Source organism: Gordonia sp. McavH-238-E (genome assembly GCF_022348225.1).
GTDB classification, from domain to species: Bacteria; Actinomycetota; Actinomycetes; order Mycobacteriales; family Mycobacteriaceae; genus Gordonia; species Gordonia terrae.
On the sequence record NZ_JAKRFE010000008.1, the window covers coordinates 18,250 to 35,314 of the forward strand.

At 70.3% G+C, this 17,065-nt stretch carries 13 protein-coding genes and 1 pseudogene; 9 read left to right on the plus strand and 5 right to left on the minus strand.

Annotated features, from left to right (window positions below):
• Window positions 1-82: 82 nt before the first annotated feature.
• Window positions 83-1,447 (plus strand): 3-oxoacyl-ACP reductase, encoded by a 1,365-nt coding sequence (locus tag MHN80_RS13385; RefSeq protein ID WP_239402227.1) that lies wholly within the window; start codon window positions 83-85, stop codon window positions 1,445-1,447.
• Window positions 1,447-2,334 carry a MaoC/PaaZ C-terminal domain-containing protein gene (locus MHN80_RS13390; protein WP_239402229.1) on the plus strand — a complete coding sequence of 296 codons (888 nt, stop codon included), beginning with the start codon at window positions 1,447-1,449 and terminating at the stop codon, window positions 2,332-2,334. The genes MHN80_RS13385 and MHN80_RS13390 overlap by 1 nt, the downstream gene beginning before the upstream one ends.
• A gap of 153 nt (window positions 2,335-2,487) precedes the next feature.
• Here the strand turns inward: MHN80_RS13390 and MHN80_RS13395 are convergent, their stop codons facing one another.
• Window positions 2,488-3,090, minus strand: a complete 603-nt coding sequence (locus tag MHN80_RS13395) for a TetR/AcrR family transcriptional regulator (protein ID WP_004023740.1) — start codon at window positions 3,088-3,090, stop codon at window positions 2,488-2,490.
• Window positions 3,091-3,192: 102 nt separating this feature from the next.
• Complete coding sequence (locus MHN80_RS13400; RefSeq protein ID WP_239402231.1) at window positions 3,193-4,395, minus strand: glycoside hydrolase family 3 N-terminal domain-containing protein; 1,203 nt, start codon at window positions 4,393-4,395, stop codon at window positions 3,193-3,195.
• Window positions 4,396-4,424: 29 nt separating this feature from the next.
• Between MHN80_RS13400 and MHN80_RS13405 the strand changes: the two genes are divergently transcribed.
• The 5 genes and pseudogenes from MHN80_RS13405 to MHN80_RS25820 all read left to right on the plus strand — a co-directional run.
• A complete protein-coding gene (locus MHN80_RS13405; protein ID WP_239402233.1) occupies window positions 4,425-4,982 on the plus strand; it encodes a universal stress protein in 558 nt (185 codons plus the stop codon).
• A gap of 396 nt (window positions 4,983-5,378) precedes the next feature.
• The gene (locus MHN80_RS13410) at window positions 5,379-6,344 is read left to right on the plus strand and encodes a GlxA family transcriptional regulator (RefSeq protein WP_239402235.1); all 966 of its coding nucleotides are present in this window, start codon (window positions 5,379-5,381) and stop codon (window positions 6,342-6,344) included.
• 40 nt (window positions 6,345-6,384) lie between these two features.
• Window positions 6,385-7,107, plus strand: coding sequence for a DJ-1/PfpI family protein (locus MHN80_RS13415; protein WP_239402237.1), 723 nt, complete (start codon window positions 6,385-6,387; stop codon window positions 7,105-7,107).
• Window positions 7,108-7,182: 75 nt separating this feature from the next.
• The gene (locus tag MHN80_RS13420; RefSeq protein WP_004023745.1) at window positions 7,183-7,383 is read left to right on the plus strand and encodes a DUF2613 domain-containing protein; all 201 of its coding nucleotides are present in this window, start codon (window positions 7,183-7,185) and stop codon (window positions 7,381-7,383) included.
• Window positions 7,384-7,531: 148 nt separating this feature from the next.
• A pseudogene (locus tag MHN80_RS25820) lies at window positions 7,532-9,568 on the plus strand (DUF3367 domain-containing protein); the annotation flags it as partial.
• A gap of 2,069 nt (window positions 9,569-11,637) precedes the next feature.
• Here the strand turns inward: MHN80_RS25820 and MHN80_RS13430 are convergent.
• Window positions 11,638-12,939, minus strand: a complete 1,302-nt coding sequence (locus MHN80_RS13430; protein ID WP_308219778.1) for an acyltransferase — start codon at window positions 12,937-12,939, stop codon at window positions 11,638-11,640.
• 44 nt (window positions 12,940-12,983) lie between these two features.
• On the opposite strand from MHN80_RS13430, the gene MHN80_RS13435 reads away from it, so the two are divergent.
• On the plus strand, window positions 12,984-14,213 hold the full coding sequence (locus MHN80_RS13435; protein ID WP_239402239.1) for a DUF3068 domain-containing protein: 1,230 nt from the start codon (window positions 12,984-12,986) through the stop codon (window positions 14,211-14,213).
• Window positions 14,214-14,225: 12 nt separating this feature from the next.
• On the opposite strand, the gene MHN80_RS13440 is transcribed toward MHN80_RS13435, so the two are convergent.
• Window positions 14,226-14,696, minus strand: a complete 471-nt coding sequence (locus tag MHN80_RS13440; protein WP_239402240.1) for an SRPBCC family protein — start codon at window positions 14,694-14,696, stop codon at window positions 14,226-14,228.
• 56 nt (window positions 14,697-14,752) lie between these two features.
• Window positions 14,753-15,937: a polysaccharide biosynthesis protein gene (locus MHN80_RS13445; protein ID WP_239402241.1), complete on the minus strand. Its 1,185-nt coding sequence runs from the start codon at window positions 15,935-15,937 to the stop codon at window positions 14,753-14,755.
• A gap of 177 nt (window positions 15,938-16,114) precedes the next feature.
• Here MHN80_RS13445 and MHN80_RS13450 point away from each other — a divergent pair, with 177 nt between their 5' ends.
• A complete protein-coding gene (locus MHN80_RS13450) occupies window positions 16,115-17,053 on the plus strand; it encodes a CoA ester lyase (RefSeq protein ID WP_239402243.1) in 939 nt (312 codons plus the stop codon).
• Window positions 17,054-17,065 lie beyond the last annotated feature (12 nt).

Sequence of the window (17,065 nt, forward strand, 5' to 3'; positions counted from 1 at the left end):
CCCAAGGGTCGGGTGCGGTGTCTATAGCGTATTCTTACTCATCAGTAAGTTCGTTGTCGAACGACAGTCAGAGGAGATCAACGTGGCCGCCAACGGAAACACTGGCCTGTACTCGAGCTTCGTCCATTCCGCGCCCGGTGCTTTCATCGCCAAACAGGCCGGACTGCCCGTCCCGCCGCCGCTGCGGCGCTACAAGGCGTCCGAGCCGCCGCTGCCCGGTCCGGTGCTGCTCGGCGGCTCCGGCCGCCTCGTCGAACCGCTTCGCGAGATGCTCTCGACCGAGGACTACGACCTCATCCAGAACGCCACGACCGGCCGCAGCGCCGACAAGTTCGGTGGTCTGGTCTTCGACGCGACGGGCATCACCTCCCCCGCTGAGCTGCGTCAGCTGTTCGAGTTCTTCCAGCCCGCGATGCGGTCGACCGCCCCGTGCGCACGTTTCCTGGTCATCGGCACCACGCCGGAACTGGTCACCGACCCGTCCGAGCGCGTCGCGCAGCGCGCTCTCGAGGGCTTCACCCGCTCACTGGGCAAGGAGCTCCTGAAGGGCTCCACCGTTCAGCTCGTCTACGTCTCCCCCGACGCCAAGACCGGTCTGACGGGCCTCGAATCGACCGTGCGCTTCGTGCTGTCGGCGAAGTCGGCCTTCGTCGACGCCCAGGTCATCCGGGTCGGCGGAGCCGACGCGACCGCACCGAAGAACTGGGACCGCCCGCTCGAGGGCAAGGTCGCCGTCGTCACCGGCGCCGCACGCGGCATCGGCGCGACGATCGCCGAGGTCCTGTCCCGCGACGGTGCCCACGTGATCGCCGCCGACGTCCCGCAGGCCGGCGACGCGCTGTCGGAGACCGCGAACAAGGTCGGCGGCACCGCCTTCCCGCTCGACGTCACCGCGGCCGACGCCGGCGCCAAGCTCGCCGAGCACGCTCTCGAGCGCCACGGCGGCATCGACATCATCGTCAACAACGCCGGCATCACCCGCGACAAGCTGCTCGCCAACATGGACGACTCCCGCTGGGACGCGGTCATCGCGGTCAACCTCATCGCCCCGCAGACCCTCGTCGAGACGCTGCTGGAGAAGGGCGCGCTGCGCGAAGGCGGCGCCGTCGTCGACGTGTCGTCGATCGCCGGCATCGCGGGCAACCGCGGCCAGACCAACTACGGCGCCTCGAAGGCCGGCGTCATCGGGCTGGTCGACGCCTACGCGCCGATCCTGGCCGAGAAGGGCATCACCATCAACGCGGTCGCACCCGGCTTCATCGAGACCAAGATGACCGCGGCCATCCCACTCGCCACGCGCGAAGCCGGGCGTCTGATGAGCTCGCTGCAGCAGGGCGGCCAGACCGTCGACGTCGCCGAGACCGTGGCCTACTTCGCCAACCCGGCGAGCAATGCCATCACCGGCAACGTGGTCCGCGTCTGCGGCCAGGGATTCCTGGGGGCCTGATGGCGAAGACGATCACCCTCCCCGCCGCACCCGGCACCGCCGAGCTGTACGGCAAGGCGGTCACCGCGCTGCTGCCCGGCATCGGCAAGCCGCCGCGGGTTCCGGCCGACGCCGTCGCCCCGGACACCCGCTACCGACTCGACGGTGTGCGAGTGGACTGGGCTGCACTGCAGGCGTATTGCCACGCGACCGGGCAGCGCTTCGGCGACACCCTGCCGCTGACGTTTCCGTTCGTGCTGCAGTTCCCGGTGACCATGAAGCTCATGACCTCCGACGAGTTCCCGTTCGGCGCCGTCGGTTCGGTGCACATGACGAACACCATCGAACGCAAGCGGCCCATCGAGGCCGGTGAGCCGCTCGACATCGTCACGCACGCGGAGAACCTCCGCGAGCACCGCAAGGGCATCCTCATCGACGTGGTCAGCGAGATCAGCGTCGGGTCCGAGCTGGTCACCACCCAGACGGCGACGTTCCTCAAGCAGCAGCGCACCAGCCTGTCCGACGAGCCGCGCGGTCCCGAACCGAAGTCGAAGACCCCGCCGCCGCCGGACGCCATCCTCGCCGTCGACCTCAAGCGGATCCGCGAGTACGCGGCCGCCTCGGGCGACCGCAACCCGATCCACATGGGCAACCTGCCCGCCAAGGCCTTCGGGTTCCCCAGGGCGATCGCCCATGGGATGTGGAGTGCTGCAGCGGCCGTCGCGAACGTCGAGGCGCAGCTGCCCGACGCCGTGACCTACGACGTCAGGTTCGGCAAGCCGATCCTGCTGCCGGCCAAGGTGAACCTCTACACCCGCCGGATCGATGGCAAAGGCAGCTTCGACATCTCGATCCGCGACCGTCGCAAGGGATTCCCACACCTCACCGCGACGACGCGGGAGGGCTGAGGGGCTTTTCGCATTCCGTTCCCGCGGTCTCGTTTCCGTCCCGCTTATTGGATCCAATCAGCGGATAGGAAGCGGGGCCGCGGGAGCTTTTGCGCTGCCCTGATTTTCGGCTCACCACAGGGAGCGGAAGGCGGGCAACTCGGGAGCACGCGCTCAGGAGTCGGTACCGACACCCTTCAGGCCGCGCCAGGTGATGCCGACGAGGAGGTTGGTGGCCTTCTCGAGATCGACGTCTCCTTCGGTGATGCGGTCGGCGACCGCCTCGGCGGCGCCGACGATCGAGACGGCGGTGAGTTCGAAGTCGATGTCGCTGGCACCTTCGACCGTGGTGCCCGCCTTGATCAGCTGGGCGACCATCTCGGTGACCCGCTGGCGGCTCTCGGAGACGATGCCGGCGAAACCGGCCGTGCCGATGGCGACGCGGTACAGCACCCGCCAGGACTGCCGGTGTTCGTGGACGAAGCGGAGGAACTCGCGGATCACCGTGACCGCCTGCTCGCGCTGCGAGAGCGAGGGATCGAAACCGACGCTCATCGCGTCGATGAACAGGCCCGACTCACGGGCGATACACGCGCTGAACAGTTCGTCCTTGGAGCCGTAGTACAGATACAGCATCGGCTTGGAGATCTGCGCCTCGGAGGCAATCGCGTCCATCGAGGTCTCACGAAAGCCATTCTCCGAGAACACCTTGACGGCGGCATCGAGCATCTGCTGCTCGCGCACCGCGCGTGGCAGGCGCTTCGTTCCGCCCGACATGACCCCACCTCCGTTCACGACAAACTGCTCCGACCGACGATATAACAACTTACCAATCGGTAAGGTGAAACCCCATTCACGGGGCGCAGCGGTCTCGGCGGTTCAACAGTTCACCACACCCTTGGACCGCAGGATGCGCACGACCTTGTCATCCAGGCGGGCGGGCGCGAGGCGACCGGCCGAGACCGCGCGCTCGAGGTTGTCGAGCACGGAGGCGACACGGTCGGTGGAGAGCCACAACGCGACGTCGCCGCCCGCGAGGATGAACTTCTCGACCGCCTGCTCGATGGGGTACTGCGCGCTGATCGCCGCCATTCCCGACAGGTCGTCGGAGTAGATCACGCCGTCGAACCGCGGCCCGTCGTAACCGACGCCGGTGCGCAGCATCTGTATCGCGGGCCGGCTGATGCTGGCGGGCAGCCCCTTCGTCAGGCCCGGGACGATCAGATGCCCGACCATCGCGCCTGCGGTCCCCGGGTCGCGCAGCAGGGTCCGGAACGGCACGAGGTCGCTGTCCTGGAGTTCCGCCAGCGACGGGACCGTCACGACACCCAGATGCGAGTCACCAGAGCCGTGGCCGTGCCCCGGAAAGTGCTTGTACACCGGCGTGATTCCCGCGTCGGACAGCCCCGCGGCGTACGCACCCGCATACTCGGTCACGACCGCCGGGTCGTTGCTGAAGGACCGGTCGCCGATCACCTCGTCGTCCGATTCGTCGCTGACGTCGGCGACGGGGGCGAAGTCGACGGTGACCCCGAGACGCTTGAGCTTGCGGCCCACGTCGGCCGCGATCGCGCGCACCTGCTCGGGCGTCTTGGTCTGCGCCAGCTCACGCGGCGAGGCGTTGTCGATGCCGAGCGCGGACAGTCGCGACACCCGGCCGCCCTCGTGGTCGACGGTGACCATCAACGGAATCGACGAATTCTGCGAAATCCGTGCTGCCGCACCACTCGTCAGGATCGACTTGTCGGTCCAGCTCCCGACGAAGATGCCGCCGATCTCCTCGTTCTCGACGATCTGCTGCGCGTCGGCCGCCCCGGTCACGCCGACGACGATCAGCTGCGCCAGCTTCTGACGCACCGACAGCTTCGCGAGTTCGGTTGCGCCGCAGGAGTTCGCGACCGGTGTGGTGGTCGGCGCCGGAGACGACGACAGCGGCGACTCGGCGGTCACCGAGTACGAGGGCGTCGGCGGCGGCGAGTCCGTCGTCGAACCGGTGCAGGCCGCGAGCGCGACGCACAGAACCGTGACGGTTGCCGCGGTCAGCGTGTTCCGGTTCCATCGGGGTCTGCGAGTTGGGCCCATTCCCCGAGTCTGGCATGTAGTCTGAGCCAATGGACGTGGGGTCCGTTTCGTCCGGGTCCGCCACCGCCGGGAGCGGTAGCGGCGGTACCCGTGCCGCGCAAACTCTGATGATCGCCTACGACGGCTCGCCGAATGCCGACCGCGCCATTCGTTACGCCGGACACTTTCTTCGTGCGCAATCCGCGGTGGTCGTCACCGCCTGGCAACCCGGCGGCATGACGCCGGCGCGAATGTCCACCCTTGCCGGCGGGATGCAGCCGTTCATCGACACCCAGCTCGACGCCGGCGTCGACCAAGCTCTCGAGGACGAGGCCGCCGCGATCAACGAGCGCGGCGTGACCCTCGCGGCCGAATGTGGGCTGACCGCTCGTGGGTCGCTCGTCGAAGTGGAGTCGACGGTGTGGGGTGCGCTCGTCGCCGCGGCCGAGGCGCTCGACGTCGACCTCCTCGTCACCGGCACGCGCGGGGCGTCGGGACTCAAGGCGCTGCTGCGCTCCAGCGTGGCGGAACGAGTCCTCAAACACTGCCACCGTCCGGTGTTCATCGTTCCGGCCAAGTGCGAGAAGGAACCTCAGGTCACGTTGTAGGCCGAGCGTCCCCACCCGCCGGCCGAGCGTCCCCACCCGCCGGCTGAGCGTCCCCCACCCGCCGGCCGAGCTTGTCGAGGTCACCAGGTGGCTTCGACACGGCGCCTCGCTTCGCTCGGAGCCGGCTCAACCAGCAGTGGGTCACCTCCCCTGCTCCGCTCGGAGCCGGCTCAACCCGTGGTGGGGGCTCAACCACAGGCGAGGCCGCCGCCCACCCCCTGCTGGCCGAGCAGCGTCGACCGAGCGCAGCGAGGCCGCCGCGCCCGTCGAGGTCACCAAGTGGCTTCGACTCGGCGCCTCGCTTCGCTCGGAGCCGGCTCAATCAACCGGGGCCATGTCCTGATCTGTGGGATGCATGGCCTGGACGCCACGCAGCGGGTCGGAAACGATGTGTTCATGACTCGATCCGTGGTGATCCTCGGTTTTCCCGGGGTGCAGGCCCTGGACGTGACGGGTCCGGCGGACGTGTTCACCACCGCGTCGATCGCGCTCGCCGACCAGGGGTCGGAGGTGACCTACGACCTCCGCCTGGTGTCGAAGTCGGGCTTGTCGGTGGGCACCGGCGTCGGCCTGGAGTTCGTCGCGCACCCGCTGCCCGATCCGGCCGATCCGCTCGACATCCTGATCCTCCCCGGCGGCACCGGCGTCCACGACGCCGCGCGCGATCCCGAACTGATCGACTGGATCCGGCGGGCGGCGCACCGCGCACGACGGGTCGTCAGCGTGTGCAACGGCGCATTCCTCGCGGCCGAGGCCGGGCTCCTCGACGGCAAGCGCGCGACCACCCACTGGGCGGTGACCGGGCTGCTCGCCGAGCGGTACCCCGCGGTCCAGGTCGATGCCGAGGCCCTGTTCGTACGCGGCAGCGATCGGGTGTGGAGTTCCGCGGGCGTCACCGCCGGGATCGACCTCTCCCTGGCCCTGATCGAAGAGGACCACGGCACCGAACTCGCGCAGCTCGTCGCGCGATGGCTCGTCCTCTACATGCGCCGGCCGGGCGGCCAGAGCCAGTTCGCCCCGCCGGTGTGGATGCCGCGGGCCCGTCGCACCGCGATCCGGGAGATCCAGGAGCGCATCGAGGCCGAGCCGGCCCGGCCACACCGCATCGACGACCTGGCCCGGGACGCGTCGATGAGTCCACGCCACTTCTCTCGCGTCTTCACCGACGAGACCGGCGAGGCGCCGGGCACCTACGTCGAGCGGGTCCGGACCGACGCCGCCCGTCGCGCGCTCACGCAGAGCGACGACACGATGCCGGTGATCGCCGGCCGATGCGGGTTCGGATCGGCCGAGACGATGCGCCGCACCTTCGTCCGCCGCCTCGGTGTACCGCCCGAGGCGTACCGCCGCACCTTCCGTTGAACGAGACAGAACGAGACATCCCGACAATCGAAAGGCCCTCATGACCCAGATCGCGATCGTCCTCTACCCGCAGTTCACCGCCCTCGACTTCATAGGTCCCTACGAGGTGCTCCGCGCCCTGCCCGACGCGGAGGTCAGATTCGTCTGGCACGAGCCGGGGCCGGTCGTCGCCGATTCGGGCGTGCTCGTGGTGGGTGCCACGCATTCGTTCGACGAGACACCGTCGCCGGACGTCGTCCTGGTGCCGGGCGGGCCCGGATTCCTGGCCGCGTCGCAGGACGAGAAGGTCCTCGACTGGCTGCGCGCGGTCCGGCCGGGCGCGCAGTGGACGACGTCGGTGTGCACCGGGTCGATCGTCCTGGCCGCGGCGGGTCTGCTCGACGGGAAGCCGGCCACCACGCACTGGTCGTCGATGGCCGGGTTGAGCCTGCACGGTGCGAAACCGGTGTCGGACGAACGCGTCGTGCGTGCGCTGCCCGACGGCGACCTCGTCACCGCCGCCGGCGTGTCCGCCGGGATCGATCTCGCGCTGTGGCTGGCCGAGCAGATCGCCGGGCGCGCACGCGCCGAGGCCATCCAGCTGATGATCGAATACGACCCGCAACCGCACCTGGACTCCGGGCACCGCTCCAAGGCGTCGGCCGGCACGATCGCCACGTCGACGATGCTGCTCAGCCGCGACGTCGACAAGCCCGAACTGCTGAAGACGAGTGCGCGCCTGCTCTGGGATCGCACCCTGACGAAAGTGCGGTCGCGTCGATGACCGCGGCCGGGTCGATCCGCTGGTGTCAGCGGGTGTCACCCGGAATCGGACTTCGGCGATGGTAGTTTCATCGCCATGACCAACAACCGCCTTGTCGCCGGAGCCGTCGCCGGAGTCGCCGGCATCCTGGTGGGACTCGGCGCGGTGTTCCTCGGCGGATTCCTGGCCTCCGAGAACAGCCCGTCCACCGACCTGAACAACATCAGCCCGAACAACGGATTCGTCCAGGGCTCGGTGGACTACGGTTCGCGCGGCGGAGCCGGCGAGACCAACTGACCCGTCCACGACGCCGCCGGTCCCGGCGTCCCCTGATCGACAGCAGCAGCAACTGAGTACCCCGCCTTCGCCACCGGATCAGTCCGTCCCGACCCGGTCTGGGCTGGGTCGGCGCGGCGTCGCCGTCGTCGCCGCGATCTCGCTGCTCATCTGTCTCCTGCAGTCACCCGGCCGCATCGCGGCGGACACCAAACTCGACCTCACCGCGAACCCGCTCGGTTTCCTCGCCCGCGCCGCGCATCTGTGGACGCCGAACGCGCCGATGGGGCAGGTACAGAACCAGGCCTACGGCTACTTCTTCCCGCACGGCGCGTTCTATGCGCTCGGCGATCTCCTCGCCGTCCCGCCGTGGATCGTCCAGCGTCTCTGGTGGGCGGTGCTGCTGACCGTCGGCTTCGTCGGCATCGTCCGCCTCGCCGAGACCCTGCGGCTGGGTTCGCCTGCCTCGCGGATCATCGCCGCCGTCGTCTTCGTCCTGAGCCCCCGGGTCCTGACCACCCTCGGCTCGATCTCGTCGGAGACCTTGCCGATGATGCTCGCCCCGTGGGTGCTCGTGCCGGTGGTGCGCGCGCTGGACACGCGCGCCGACGACGACGCCCCGCCGCTCTGGCGCGAGGCCGCCCGTACGGCGGCCGCGGTGGCGCTGATGGGTGCGGTCAACGCCGTCGCGACGCTGGCGGCCCTCGGGGTCGCCGTCCTGTGGTGGCTGCTGCACAGTCCGCGCGACCGCCGATGGCGGCGGTTCGGCGCCTGGACCACGGTCGGCCTGGCCCTGGCCTGCGTGTGGTGGGTGGTCCCGTTGCTGATCCTCTCGCGGGTGAGTCCGCCGTTCCTCGACTACATCGAGTCGTCCCGGGTCACCACGCAGTGGACGTCGCTCACCGAGGTGCTGCGTGGGGCGAGTTCGTGGACGCCGTTCGTCTCGCCGGAGCGCGTCGCCGGGGCGGTGCTGGTCACCCAGCCCGCCGCAGTCCTGGCGACCGGGACGATCGCGGCCGCGGGTCTGGCCGGACTGTGTATGCGGCACATGCCGTTCCGCGGCCGGCTCGTCGCCATCCTGGGCGTCGGTCTCGTCGTGATGTGCGTCGGCTACGCGGGCGAACTCGGTTCACCGGTCGCCGAGCAGATGCGCGTCTTCCTCGACGGGTCCGGCGCACCGCTGCGCAACATCCACAAATTCGAGCCGCTGCTCCGCATCCCCCTGGCGCTCGGCGTCGCGCACCTGCTGGCGCGGGTTCCCCTTCCGGGAACCGCCGGTCGCCGGGAGACGCTCTCCGCCTTCGCCCAGCCCCAGCGGTCGCGTCCGGTCGCCGCGGCGATCGTCCTGCTCGTCGCGGTGATCGGTGCCGGGTCGCTGATGTGGACCGGCCAGCTCGCACCGAACGGCACGTACGAGTCGATTCCGCGTCACTGGCAGCAGACCGCCGACTGGCTGGCCGAGCACAGCGAACGCGACGACGGCGGCCCACCTGCCCGCACGCTGGTCGTCCCCGGGGCGCCGTTCGCCGACCAGCTGTGGGGACTCACCCGCGACGAACCGCTGCAACCCCTGTCCGACACCCCGTGGGCGGTCCGCGACGCGATCCCGCTCACCCCGCCCGGCGCGATCCGGGCCCTCGACTCCGTGCAGCGCGAGATCGCCGCGGGCCGCGGCTCGCCGGGCCTGGCCGCCACCCTCGCCGGGCAGGGCATCGGATTCGTCGTCCTCCGAGCCGATCTCGATCCCGAGACCTCACGGTCGGCCCGCCCGCTGCTCGCCCAGCAGGCACTCGACGAGTCGCCCGGACTCCACCGCGTGGCCGAGTTCGGTCCGCAGATCGGGCCGCCGAGTGTTCGAGGGGTGGTGCGCGACAACGGTCTGCGGCCCGCGATGCCCGCGGTGCAGATCTTCGCCGTCGACGCTCCCGGCTCGCCGGCCGCCGGCACCGGCCCCCGACTGGTCGACACCGCGGGACTCCCGCGGGTCGCCGGCGGCCCCGAGGCCGTCGCCGAACTGGCCGAGGTCCGAGCACGTCAGGGGCTACCGCCGCTCGGGCCGGTCGTCCTCGATGCCGACGCAAGCCGCGCCGGGATCACCGACGGCCCGTTGATCGTGACCGACACGCCCAGCGACCGGGAGACCGACTTCGGCCGCGTCGACGATCACAGTTCGGCGATCCGGGCCCCGTCGGACCCGCGGCGCACGCAGAACGCCGTCGCCGACTACCCCGTCGACGGTCAGCCGCTGGTCCACGGGGAGTGGTTGCTGGACAACCGGAGTGGCGAGGTCGAGGTGTCTACGTCGGGATCGGCGGCCGACGCGGTGCAGCCCGGGCAGACCTCACCGGCCAACTCGGCGGCCGCGGCCTTCGACGGCAACCCGCAGAGCGCCTGGGTGAGCGGCGGGTTGGAGAGCGCGGTCGGACGATGGATGCGCATCGGTTTCACCACGCCGCGCACCGATCTCGCGCTGACCCTGACGACTGCGAAGGCACTCGGGCCCGATGTCACCAGCGCACTGATCACCACCGAGGCGGGCAGCACGGTGGTCTCGGGGCTCGAACCGGGTGAACCGATGACGGTGACCGCACCCAGTGGAGCCACCCGCTGGGTGCAGATCCGTGCGCTCCGCACCGACGACGGCACGGCCGGAAACCAATTCGCGCTCGGCGAGGTCACGGTGTCCGATCTGCGGACGGCGACGCCTCTGCGAATCCGCCATCGCGTGGTGCTGCCCGAGCTCGAGGCCGGCACCGAGGTCGCCCAGTGGCTGCTCTACCAGGAGTTGTCCGGCCGGGCGTCCTGCGTGTCCGACCCGGCGCGACAGATGACAAGGTGCGCACCGGGACTCGGCCTGTCTCCGGAGACGTCCGCGGTGTTCGGACGCGCGCTCTCGGTGCCGTCGGATGCCACCGTCTCCCCCACCGCGATCCTGCGACCCCGACCCGGCGATGCTCTCGATCGTCTTCTCGCCGATGATGATGGGGTCACGGCGCGCGGCCCCCGCCCGGTGACCGATCCCCGCGGCGGGCCCGCGGCCGCCGTCGACGGCGATCCCGGAACATCGTGGACCGCACCGGAGATCCCCGATGAGCGGACGTCGCGAGCGGGTGCCGCCGATTCCCCGGACGACGGGGACGCGGCGGCGAACGAGAACAGTCCCACCCTGGTCCTCGATCTCCCCCGGGCGCAACGGGTCGACGCGCTGACCCTCGTCGCCCCCCGGGGCTATCCCGCCGCACCCACCGAGGTCGCGGTGGACCTGGGCACCGGCGAGCAGATCCGCGAGGTCGACGAGAGCGGCATCGTCCGTCTCGATCCCGCGGTCACCGATCGCATCGAGATCACCATCCGCGCCCAGTCGGACCTCATCGACGTCAACAGCCTCGGGTTCGCCAGTCCCGCACCACCGGGGATCGCCGAGGTCCGCGTGTCACCGTCGCCGGCGACCAGTACGGACGCCGACCGGATCGTCGACATCGGTTGCGACGACGGAATCGGGCTGACCGCTGCGGGTCAGATCGTCCGGATGTCCGTGCGCGCCCGCGCATCTGATCTGCGTAGCGGGCAACCGGTGATCGGGCGCCCGTGCGGCGACGGTCGGCTCGCCCTGCCCGCCGGACAGCAGGAGGTGTCGGTCAATCCCGGCGACGCCTTCACCGTCGACGCCCTCTCGCTGGTGAACGGAGACCCGGTGTCGGCACCGGCCTCGACGTCCCCCGAGGTGAGCGAGTGGTCGGCGGTGCGGCGCGCGGTGACGGTCGAGAGCGGACCGCAAGGACTGCTGGTCGTGCCCGAGAGCACCAACCCCGGATGGCAGGCGCGGCTCGACGGGGTGTCGCTGCGGGCGGTCGTCGTCGACGGCTGGCAACAGGGTTGGATCGTTCCCGCCGGTGCGGCCGGAACCATCGAACTGACGTACCGGTTCGATTCGCTGTACCGCTGGTCGCTGGTGATCGGCCTGTCGCTGATGGTGCTGTTGCTCCTCGCGGCCTGGTGGCCGTCGGCGCGCCGTGCCCCGCCCGGGGAGCCCATCGTGGTCCCGGCCGGACGCGGCACCGTGCTCCTCGCCGGGGGTGCGGTGCTCGCCGCCGCGTGGCTGGTGTCGGGCTGGTGGGGGCTCGCGGCCGCCGTCGTGGTCGGCGCCGTCGCCGCCGCGCTACCGCGGAAGTCAGGCGTCACAACTGCATTCGTCGCGATGATGGCGGCGACGATCGGACTGGCGGCCGGACCGTGGCACGCCTCCGGCGGCTACCACGGCTCGCAGTGGTGGGTTCAGCTGCCGGCGCTGGTGGCGGTGTCGATGACCGCGTGGCTGGTGTTCTGGTCCGCCATCGACGGTCGGTCCCCGACAGGTGAACCCGCGGCGTCGTGGCGCGAGCGGTTGCGACGACGACTCTCGCGGTTGCGCAGCCAGTTCCGCGTCGGCTCCTCGATGAAGGCGTAACTGGCCGCGGACACACCGATCGACAGGACGAGCGTGATCACCAGCACCAGGAGGGTGTCACCGCTGAACGGCACGATGCCGAACAGCGGGAAGACGACCGCCAGGACCGCGACGTGCCAGATGAAGATCCCGTACGACCATCTCCCGAGCGCCAGCATCACGCGCGAGGTGAGGATGCGGAACGGCCCCTCATTGCACACCAGCGGGGCGAGCAGCGCGTACCCGCAGAGCGCGCCGAGCACCATCTTGGTGGCGAACTCGAGTTCGGTGACGTCGCCGAGTCCGGTCGGTCCGGCGAGCCTGGTGCACGCCAGTGCGTAGGCGACGACGAGGACGCCCAGCATCAGCGGACGGTTGGCGCTGAGGCGGATCACACCCGCCATCCAGCGTCCCGAACGGGTGGTTCCGGACGCCCCGGAGGCCGAGTCGAGGACCCCGGCGATCTCGGCCAGGATCAGACCCGCGACGAACCACGGGAGGTGACCGAACACCCAGTTCTTGGTCTCCACACCGTCGGCCACGGGCAGCGAGGTGCCGACCCAGGCCCAGCCCAGGCTCACCGCGCCGAGGGCCACCAGCGCAGGGACACGCGCACGCAGGCGACGACCACGCAGCCGCAGGAGCGCAAAGCCGATGAGCGGCAGCAGCGCGTAGAAGGCGATCTCGACCGAGAGGCTCCACATCTGGGTCAGACCCGCGGTCAGCGTGAGCGGCACGAAGACCTGCGTGAGCGTGAGGTTCGCCAGCCAGACCTGAACGTCGGCGCCCTGCGCCTCGGGGAGCAACAGGATCACCAGCACGACGACGACCACGTAGGCCGGCCAGATCCGGACCACCCGGTGGCGGAAATACCGCGAGACCGACGGGTGACCGCTCCCGCGATGCGCGGCGTCGACCCATGGCCGCCACAGCAGAAAGCCGGAGAGCGCGAAGAACAGGGCGACCGCGAGGTCGAGGCGACCGAGTACCGGTCCGAGCACGGGGATCTCGACCGCCCGCGTCTGGAACGCCACATGGGTGACCAGGACCCCGATCGCGGCGATGGCCCGCATGCCCTCGAGCTGCGGATAGAACCGCCGGGCGGAGCCGGCGGCTGCCGGGGCGATGGGATCGGGGTCGGTGCTGGTCATGCTGCTGACAGGGTAGCCGGGACGCGTTGCGTACCCTCGCCTCCATGTCCTCGCCGTCCTCCTCGTCGCGATCAGGGCCGCCGTCCTCCGGGTTGTCGTCGGATACCGAGACCCGTCCGGAGCCGCATCGCTGGTCGGCCGCGGACCTCGCCGGCCCGACCCTGATCTTCGTCGGCGCGTTCTTGCTCGCGGTGACGATCGCCCTGCCGACGTTGCTTGTCGGCGGATTCCGCACCATCCCGCTGAGCACGGACTTCACCACGGTCGCCACCGCCGATGACGCGACGATCTTCGACCGGTGTTCGCTCGAGACCCGCTCGGCGCGCGCCGTCGACGCCGACCTCGTCCGCCAGCAACGCGTCGTCGCGGTGCAACCCTCCGACGAACACCGGGTGACCCTGCAGGCCGGCACGTCGATCCAGGCCGAAAAGCTGCGCATCGACGATCGCGAGGTCGACCCGGGCGATCCGCGTCCCGGCGTCGATGCCGATGACCCGGCACAGCCGTGTAACGACGCGACGGTCAACGCCATCAAGGACCGGGTGACGCTCGACCGGAAGAACGCCCTGCCACGGCTCGCAGCCCGCGGGGCTTCGGAGATCCAGTACGACAGCGGTCAGGCCGCCGTCCTCGTCCCGGACCGTCGCGGCGTCACCTATCTCCTCCCGTTCGACACCGCACCGGCCGATCGGGAGTTCTTCGACGCCGTCACCCGGAAGACCGTGCCGCTGGTGTACGACGGGGACACCGAGGTGCACGGCCGCGACGTCGCCCGATTCCGCGCCGAGGTTCCCGACACCGATCTCGCCCGAGAGGCGCTGGGCCGACCCGTCGGCACGAGCGTCTCGATAACGCGGCCGGCGTCGTGGTTCGGGTTCGGCGACTCGAGCCGGCCGCTGACCGCGACCCTCCATCACCGGAGTTCTTGGGACCTCGCCGTCGACACCCGGACCGGCACGATCGTCGACGCCACGATCACCGTCGACGAGGTGTACCGGTTTCCCGACGGCACGCCGGGCGTACCTGCCGACTTCGAATTACCGCACCTGCGTGCGACATTCGCCTACGACGAGGACACCCAGACCCGGATGACGGACCTCGCCGACGATCTCGCGTCCCCGGTCCTGATCTGGGGCAGGCTGGTACCGATCGGCACCGCCATCCTGGGCATCGTGGCGCTGGTGGCGGGGCTGGTGCTCACCAACCCGGCCTGGCTACCCGCCCGGTTCCGGCGGAGGGGCGGCGCGGAAACCGCGGGCGGGCAGCCGGAGTGACGAAGCGCTGCGTCAGGAAGCCGACTCGGCGGCGAGCCTGCCGAGGGTGTCGTCGAGTTGGGTCTCGGTGACGAGCGGGAACTTCACCTTCTCGAGCAGGTTCTTGTCGGTGACCTTCGACCAGTCGTAGGTGTGGCGCACCAGCGTCTCGTTGGGACCCTGGGATTCCAACTCCCACAGCCATTCCCACCCGGGCGGCTCGGTGCCGGCGGGCGCGGTCTTCCACGCCAGCAACTTGTCTTTGGCGTATCCCGTGACGTGGTTGTCGGTCTTGTACTCGCCACCCATGTGGTCGCCGGCCATGTTCATCGTGAACACGTCCCCCACCTGCTGGATGCGGTCGGCGTGGTCCACGCCGCGGATGAACCCCGAACCGTCGAGCGCCTGATGCCGTTCGGGATTGGAGAGAACGTCGAACACCGCGTCGACGGGCGCCTCGATGATGCGTTGGACAGTGACCTGTGTGCTCTCGTTGTCGCTCATCACACAACACTGCCGAAACTTCGGGAACTCGGCAACGTCCGAGATAGACACGTAACTCAGCGCGCGACCGCCCACGTCCCCAGCGCGGCGATCGTGACGGCCACCGCCGCGGTCCCGGCCACTCCGATCACCGAACCCGTGACCGTGACGATGACCAGCACCTCGGCGGCGACCACCACCCAGGTGCCGAGCGCGACGCGCGTCCGGTCCCGCGCGATCGCCGACAGCAGGACGACCTGCAGGACGGCGAGTGCGGCGCCGATGTAGGCGAACAGCCACAGAATCGGCACGAGGGCGTCGTAACCGTCCCCGAAGACGAACGGGACGATCGGACCGGCCGCACCGGCCAGCACGGTCAGCACCACTCCGATCCCGGCGACCACCGCGACCGCCTGTCGCAGCGAGGCCGCCGAACGCGCGGGATCGGCGAGGCGGGGATAGAAGACGACGCCGATGGCCTGCGGGAGCCAGAAGGCCACCTTGGTCGCGATCGCCCCGAGTGCGTACACCCCGACTGCCTCGGCATCGAGAACCCGGGGCGAGAGCAACAGGTCGATCGACGAGGCGACGATGAGTACCAGCTGGACCTGCGACGCGCGGACCACGCTGAGCACCCCGGCGGCACCCGACGGCGCGCCTGCGGGCCGCCCGACCGTCGCCACCGACCACACCACGAGCCAGGCGACGACCGCCGAGGCCGCGGCACCCAGCGTCCCGGCCAGGAGCCCGCCCGCCGGCCCGGCGCCCGCCGCGAACGCCGCGATGATCGGCATCGACCGGGCGACACCGACCGCGGCCAGCACCCAGGACAGCACCTGGAACTCGCCGCGCCCCTGGAGAATCCCCTGACCTGCGGCGATGAGCGCGAGCAGCGGCGCCGAGGCGAGTGCTGCCGCCGTCGTCGCGACATCGGTGCGCAACAACAGCGCGACCAGCGGGGTGGCGACGGCGGTGAGCACGACGACCCAGAGGGTCGTCACCAGGCCCAGCCTGCGGAGCCGTCCTTCGTCGCCGCCGAGGACGACCTCCCGGGCGATCACGTTCTGCAGCGCCATCGCCGGCACGCCGAGCACGAGCATCGCCGACAGCAGGACCGCGAATTCGCCGTACTCGCTGACGTCGAGGAAGTGCGCACTCGCGGTGAGGTGCACCACGTACATGCAGACGTTGGCCACCATCGAACCGACCGCCACCGACCCGACGGCGCCGACCGTGCCCGTTCTCCGGCGCGTCTGCTGCATGGACCAAGTGTGCCGACCTCGACGTCGCGGCGTCGCACGGGGCGGGCACGAGGTACCGCAGGGCACGCGGGCGATCTGCTTTGCACGTGCAGTCGTGCATAGGCAACGATGGGACGGTTGCTGTTGCCGAGCGCGGGATCCACCGATTGCGCGTGTTCACCGGACCGAGAGACCCTGATGTACGACGACAACCCCACGTACGACGCCGAGTCGGCCGACATCGGTTCGCGCATCGACCCGGTGCTGGCGCGGAGCTGGCTGCTGGTCAACGGCTCCCACTATGCGAAGTTCGAGCCGGCGTCCCGTTCGCGCGCCGACATCGTCGTGCTGGACATCGAGGACGCGGTGGCCCCCAAGGACAAGGTCGCCGCGCGCGACAACGTCGTCCGCTGGCTCGGGCCGAAGGACGGCACGCACGGCCCCGGCGCCGGAGACTGGGTCCGTGTCAACGGGTTCGGCACGCCGTGGTGGGCCGACGACCTCGACGCCCTGTCGCAGACCGCCGTCGGCGGCGTGATGCTGGCGATGGTCGAGTCCGTCGACCATGTCACCGAGACCGCCAAGCGCCTGCCCGGCCTGCCCATCGTGGCGCTCGTCGAGACCGCGCGCGGACTCGAGCGCATCAGCGAGATCGCGGCCACGAAGGGCACCTTCCGCCTCGCGTTCGGCATCGGGGACTTCCGCCGCGACACCGGATTCGGCGACGACCCGCAGACCCTCGCGTACGCCCGCTCACGTTTCACCATCGCGGCCAAGGCCGCCCACCTGCCGAGCGCCATCGACGGGCCGACGGTCGGTTCGAGTGCCCTGAAGCTCAGCGAGGCGACCGCGGTGAGCGCCGAGTTCGGCATGACCGGCAAGATCTGCCTCACCCCGAGTCAGTGCGCCCAGGTCAACGAGGGCCTGTCCCCCTCGCAGGACGAGATCACCTGGGCCCGGGAGTTCTTCGCCGAGTTCGAGCGCGACGGCGGTGAGATCCGCAACGGTTCCGACCTGCCGCGGATCGCGCGGGCGACCAAGATCCTGGACCTGGCCCGGTCGTACGGCATCACCGAATCCGACTACGACGACGATCCGGTGCACGCACCCGCGCCGTCGGACACCCACCACTTCTGAAGGGGATCGCCG

Coding starts and splice junctions, on each gene's coding strand:
- MHN80_RS13390 (WP_239402229.1), top strand. CDS start 1,447: ATGGCGAAGACGATCACCCTCCCCGCCGCACCCGGCACCGCCGAGCTG.
- MHN80_RS13395 (WP_004023740.1), bottom strand. CDS start 3,090: ATGTCGGGCGGAACGAAGCGCCTGCCACGCGCGGTGCGCGAGCAGCAG.
- MHN80_RS13400 (WP_239402231.1), bottom strand. CDS start 4,395: ATGGGCCCAACTCGCAGACCCCGATGGAACCGGAACACGCTGACCGCG.
- MHN80_RS13405 (WP_239402233.1), top strand. CDS start 4,425: ATGGACGTGGGGTCCGTTTCGTCCGGGTCCGCCACCGCCGGGAGCGGT.
- MHN80_RS13410 (WP_239402235.1), top strand. CDS start 5,379: ATGACTCGATCCGTGGTGATCCTCGGTTTTCCCGGGGTGCAGGCCCTG.
- MHN80_RS13415 (WP_239402237.1), top strand. CDS start 6,385: ATGACCCAGATCGCGATCGTCCTCTACCCGCAGTTCACCGCCCTCGAC.
- MHN80_RS13420 (WP_004023745.1), top strand. CDS start 7,183: ATGACCAACAACCGCCTTGTCGCCGGAGCCGTCGCCGGAGTCGCCGGC.
- MHN80_RS13430 (WP_308219778.1), bottom strand. CDS start 12,939: ATGACCAGCACCGACCCCGATCCCATCGCCCCGGCAGCCGCCGGCTCC.
- MHN80_RS13435 (WP_239402239.1), top strand. CDS start 12,984: ATGTCCTCGCCGTCCTCCTCGTCGCGATCAGGGCCGCCGTCCTCCGGG.
- MHN80_RS13440 (WP_239402240.1), bottom strand. CDS start 14,696: ATGAGCGACAACGAGAGCACACAGGTCACTGTCCAACGCATCATCGAG.
- MHN80_RS13445 (WP_239402241.1), bottom strand. CDS start 15,937: ATGCAGCAGACGCGCCGGAGAACGGGCACGGTCGGCGCCGTCGGGTCG.
- MHN80_RS13450 (WP_239402243.1), top strand. CDS start 16,115: ATGTACGACGACAACCCCACGTACGACGCCGAGTCGGCCGACATCGGT.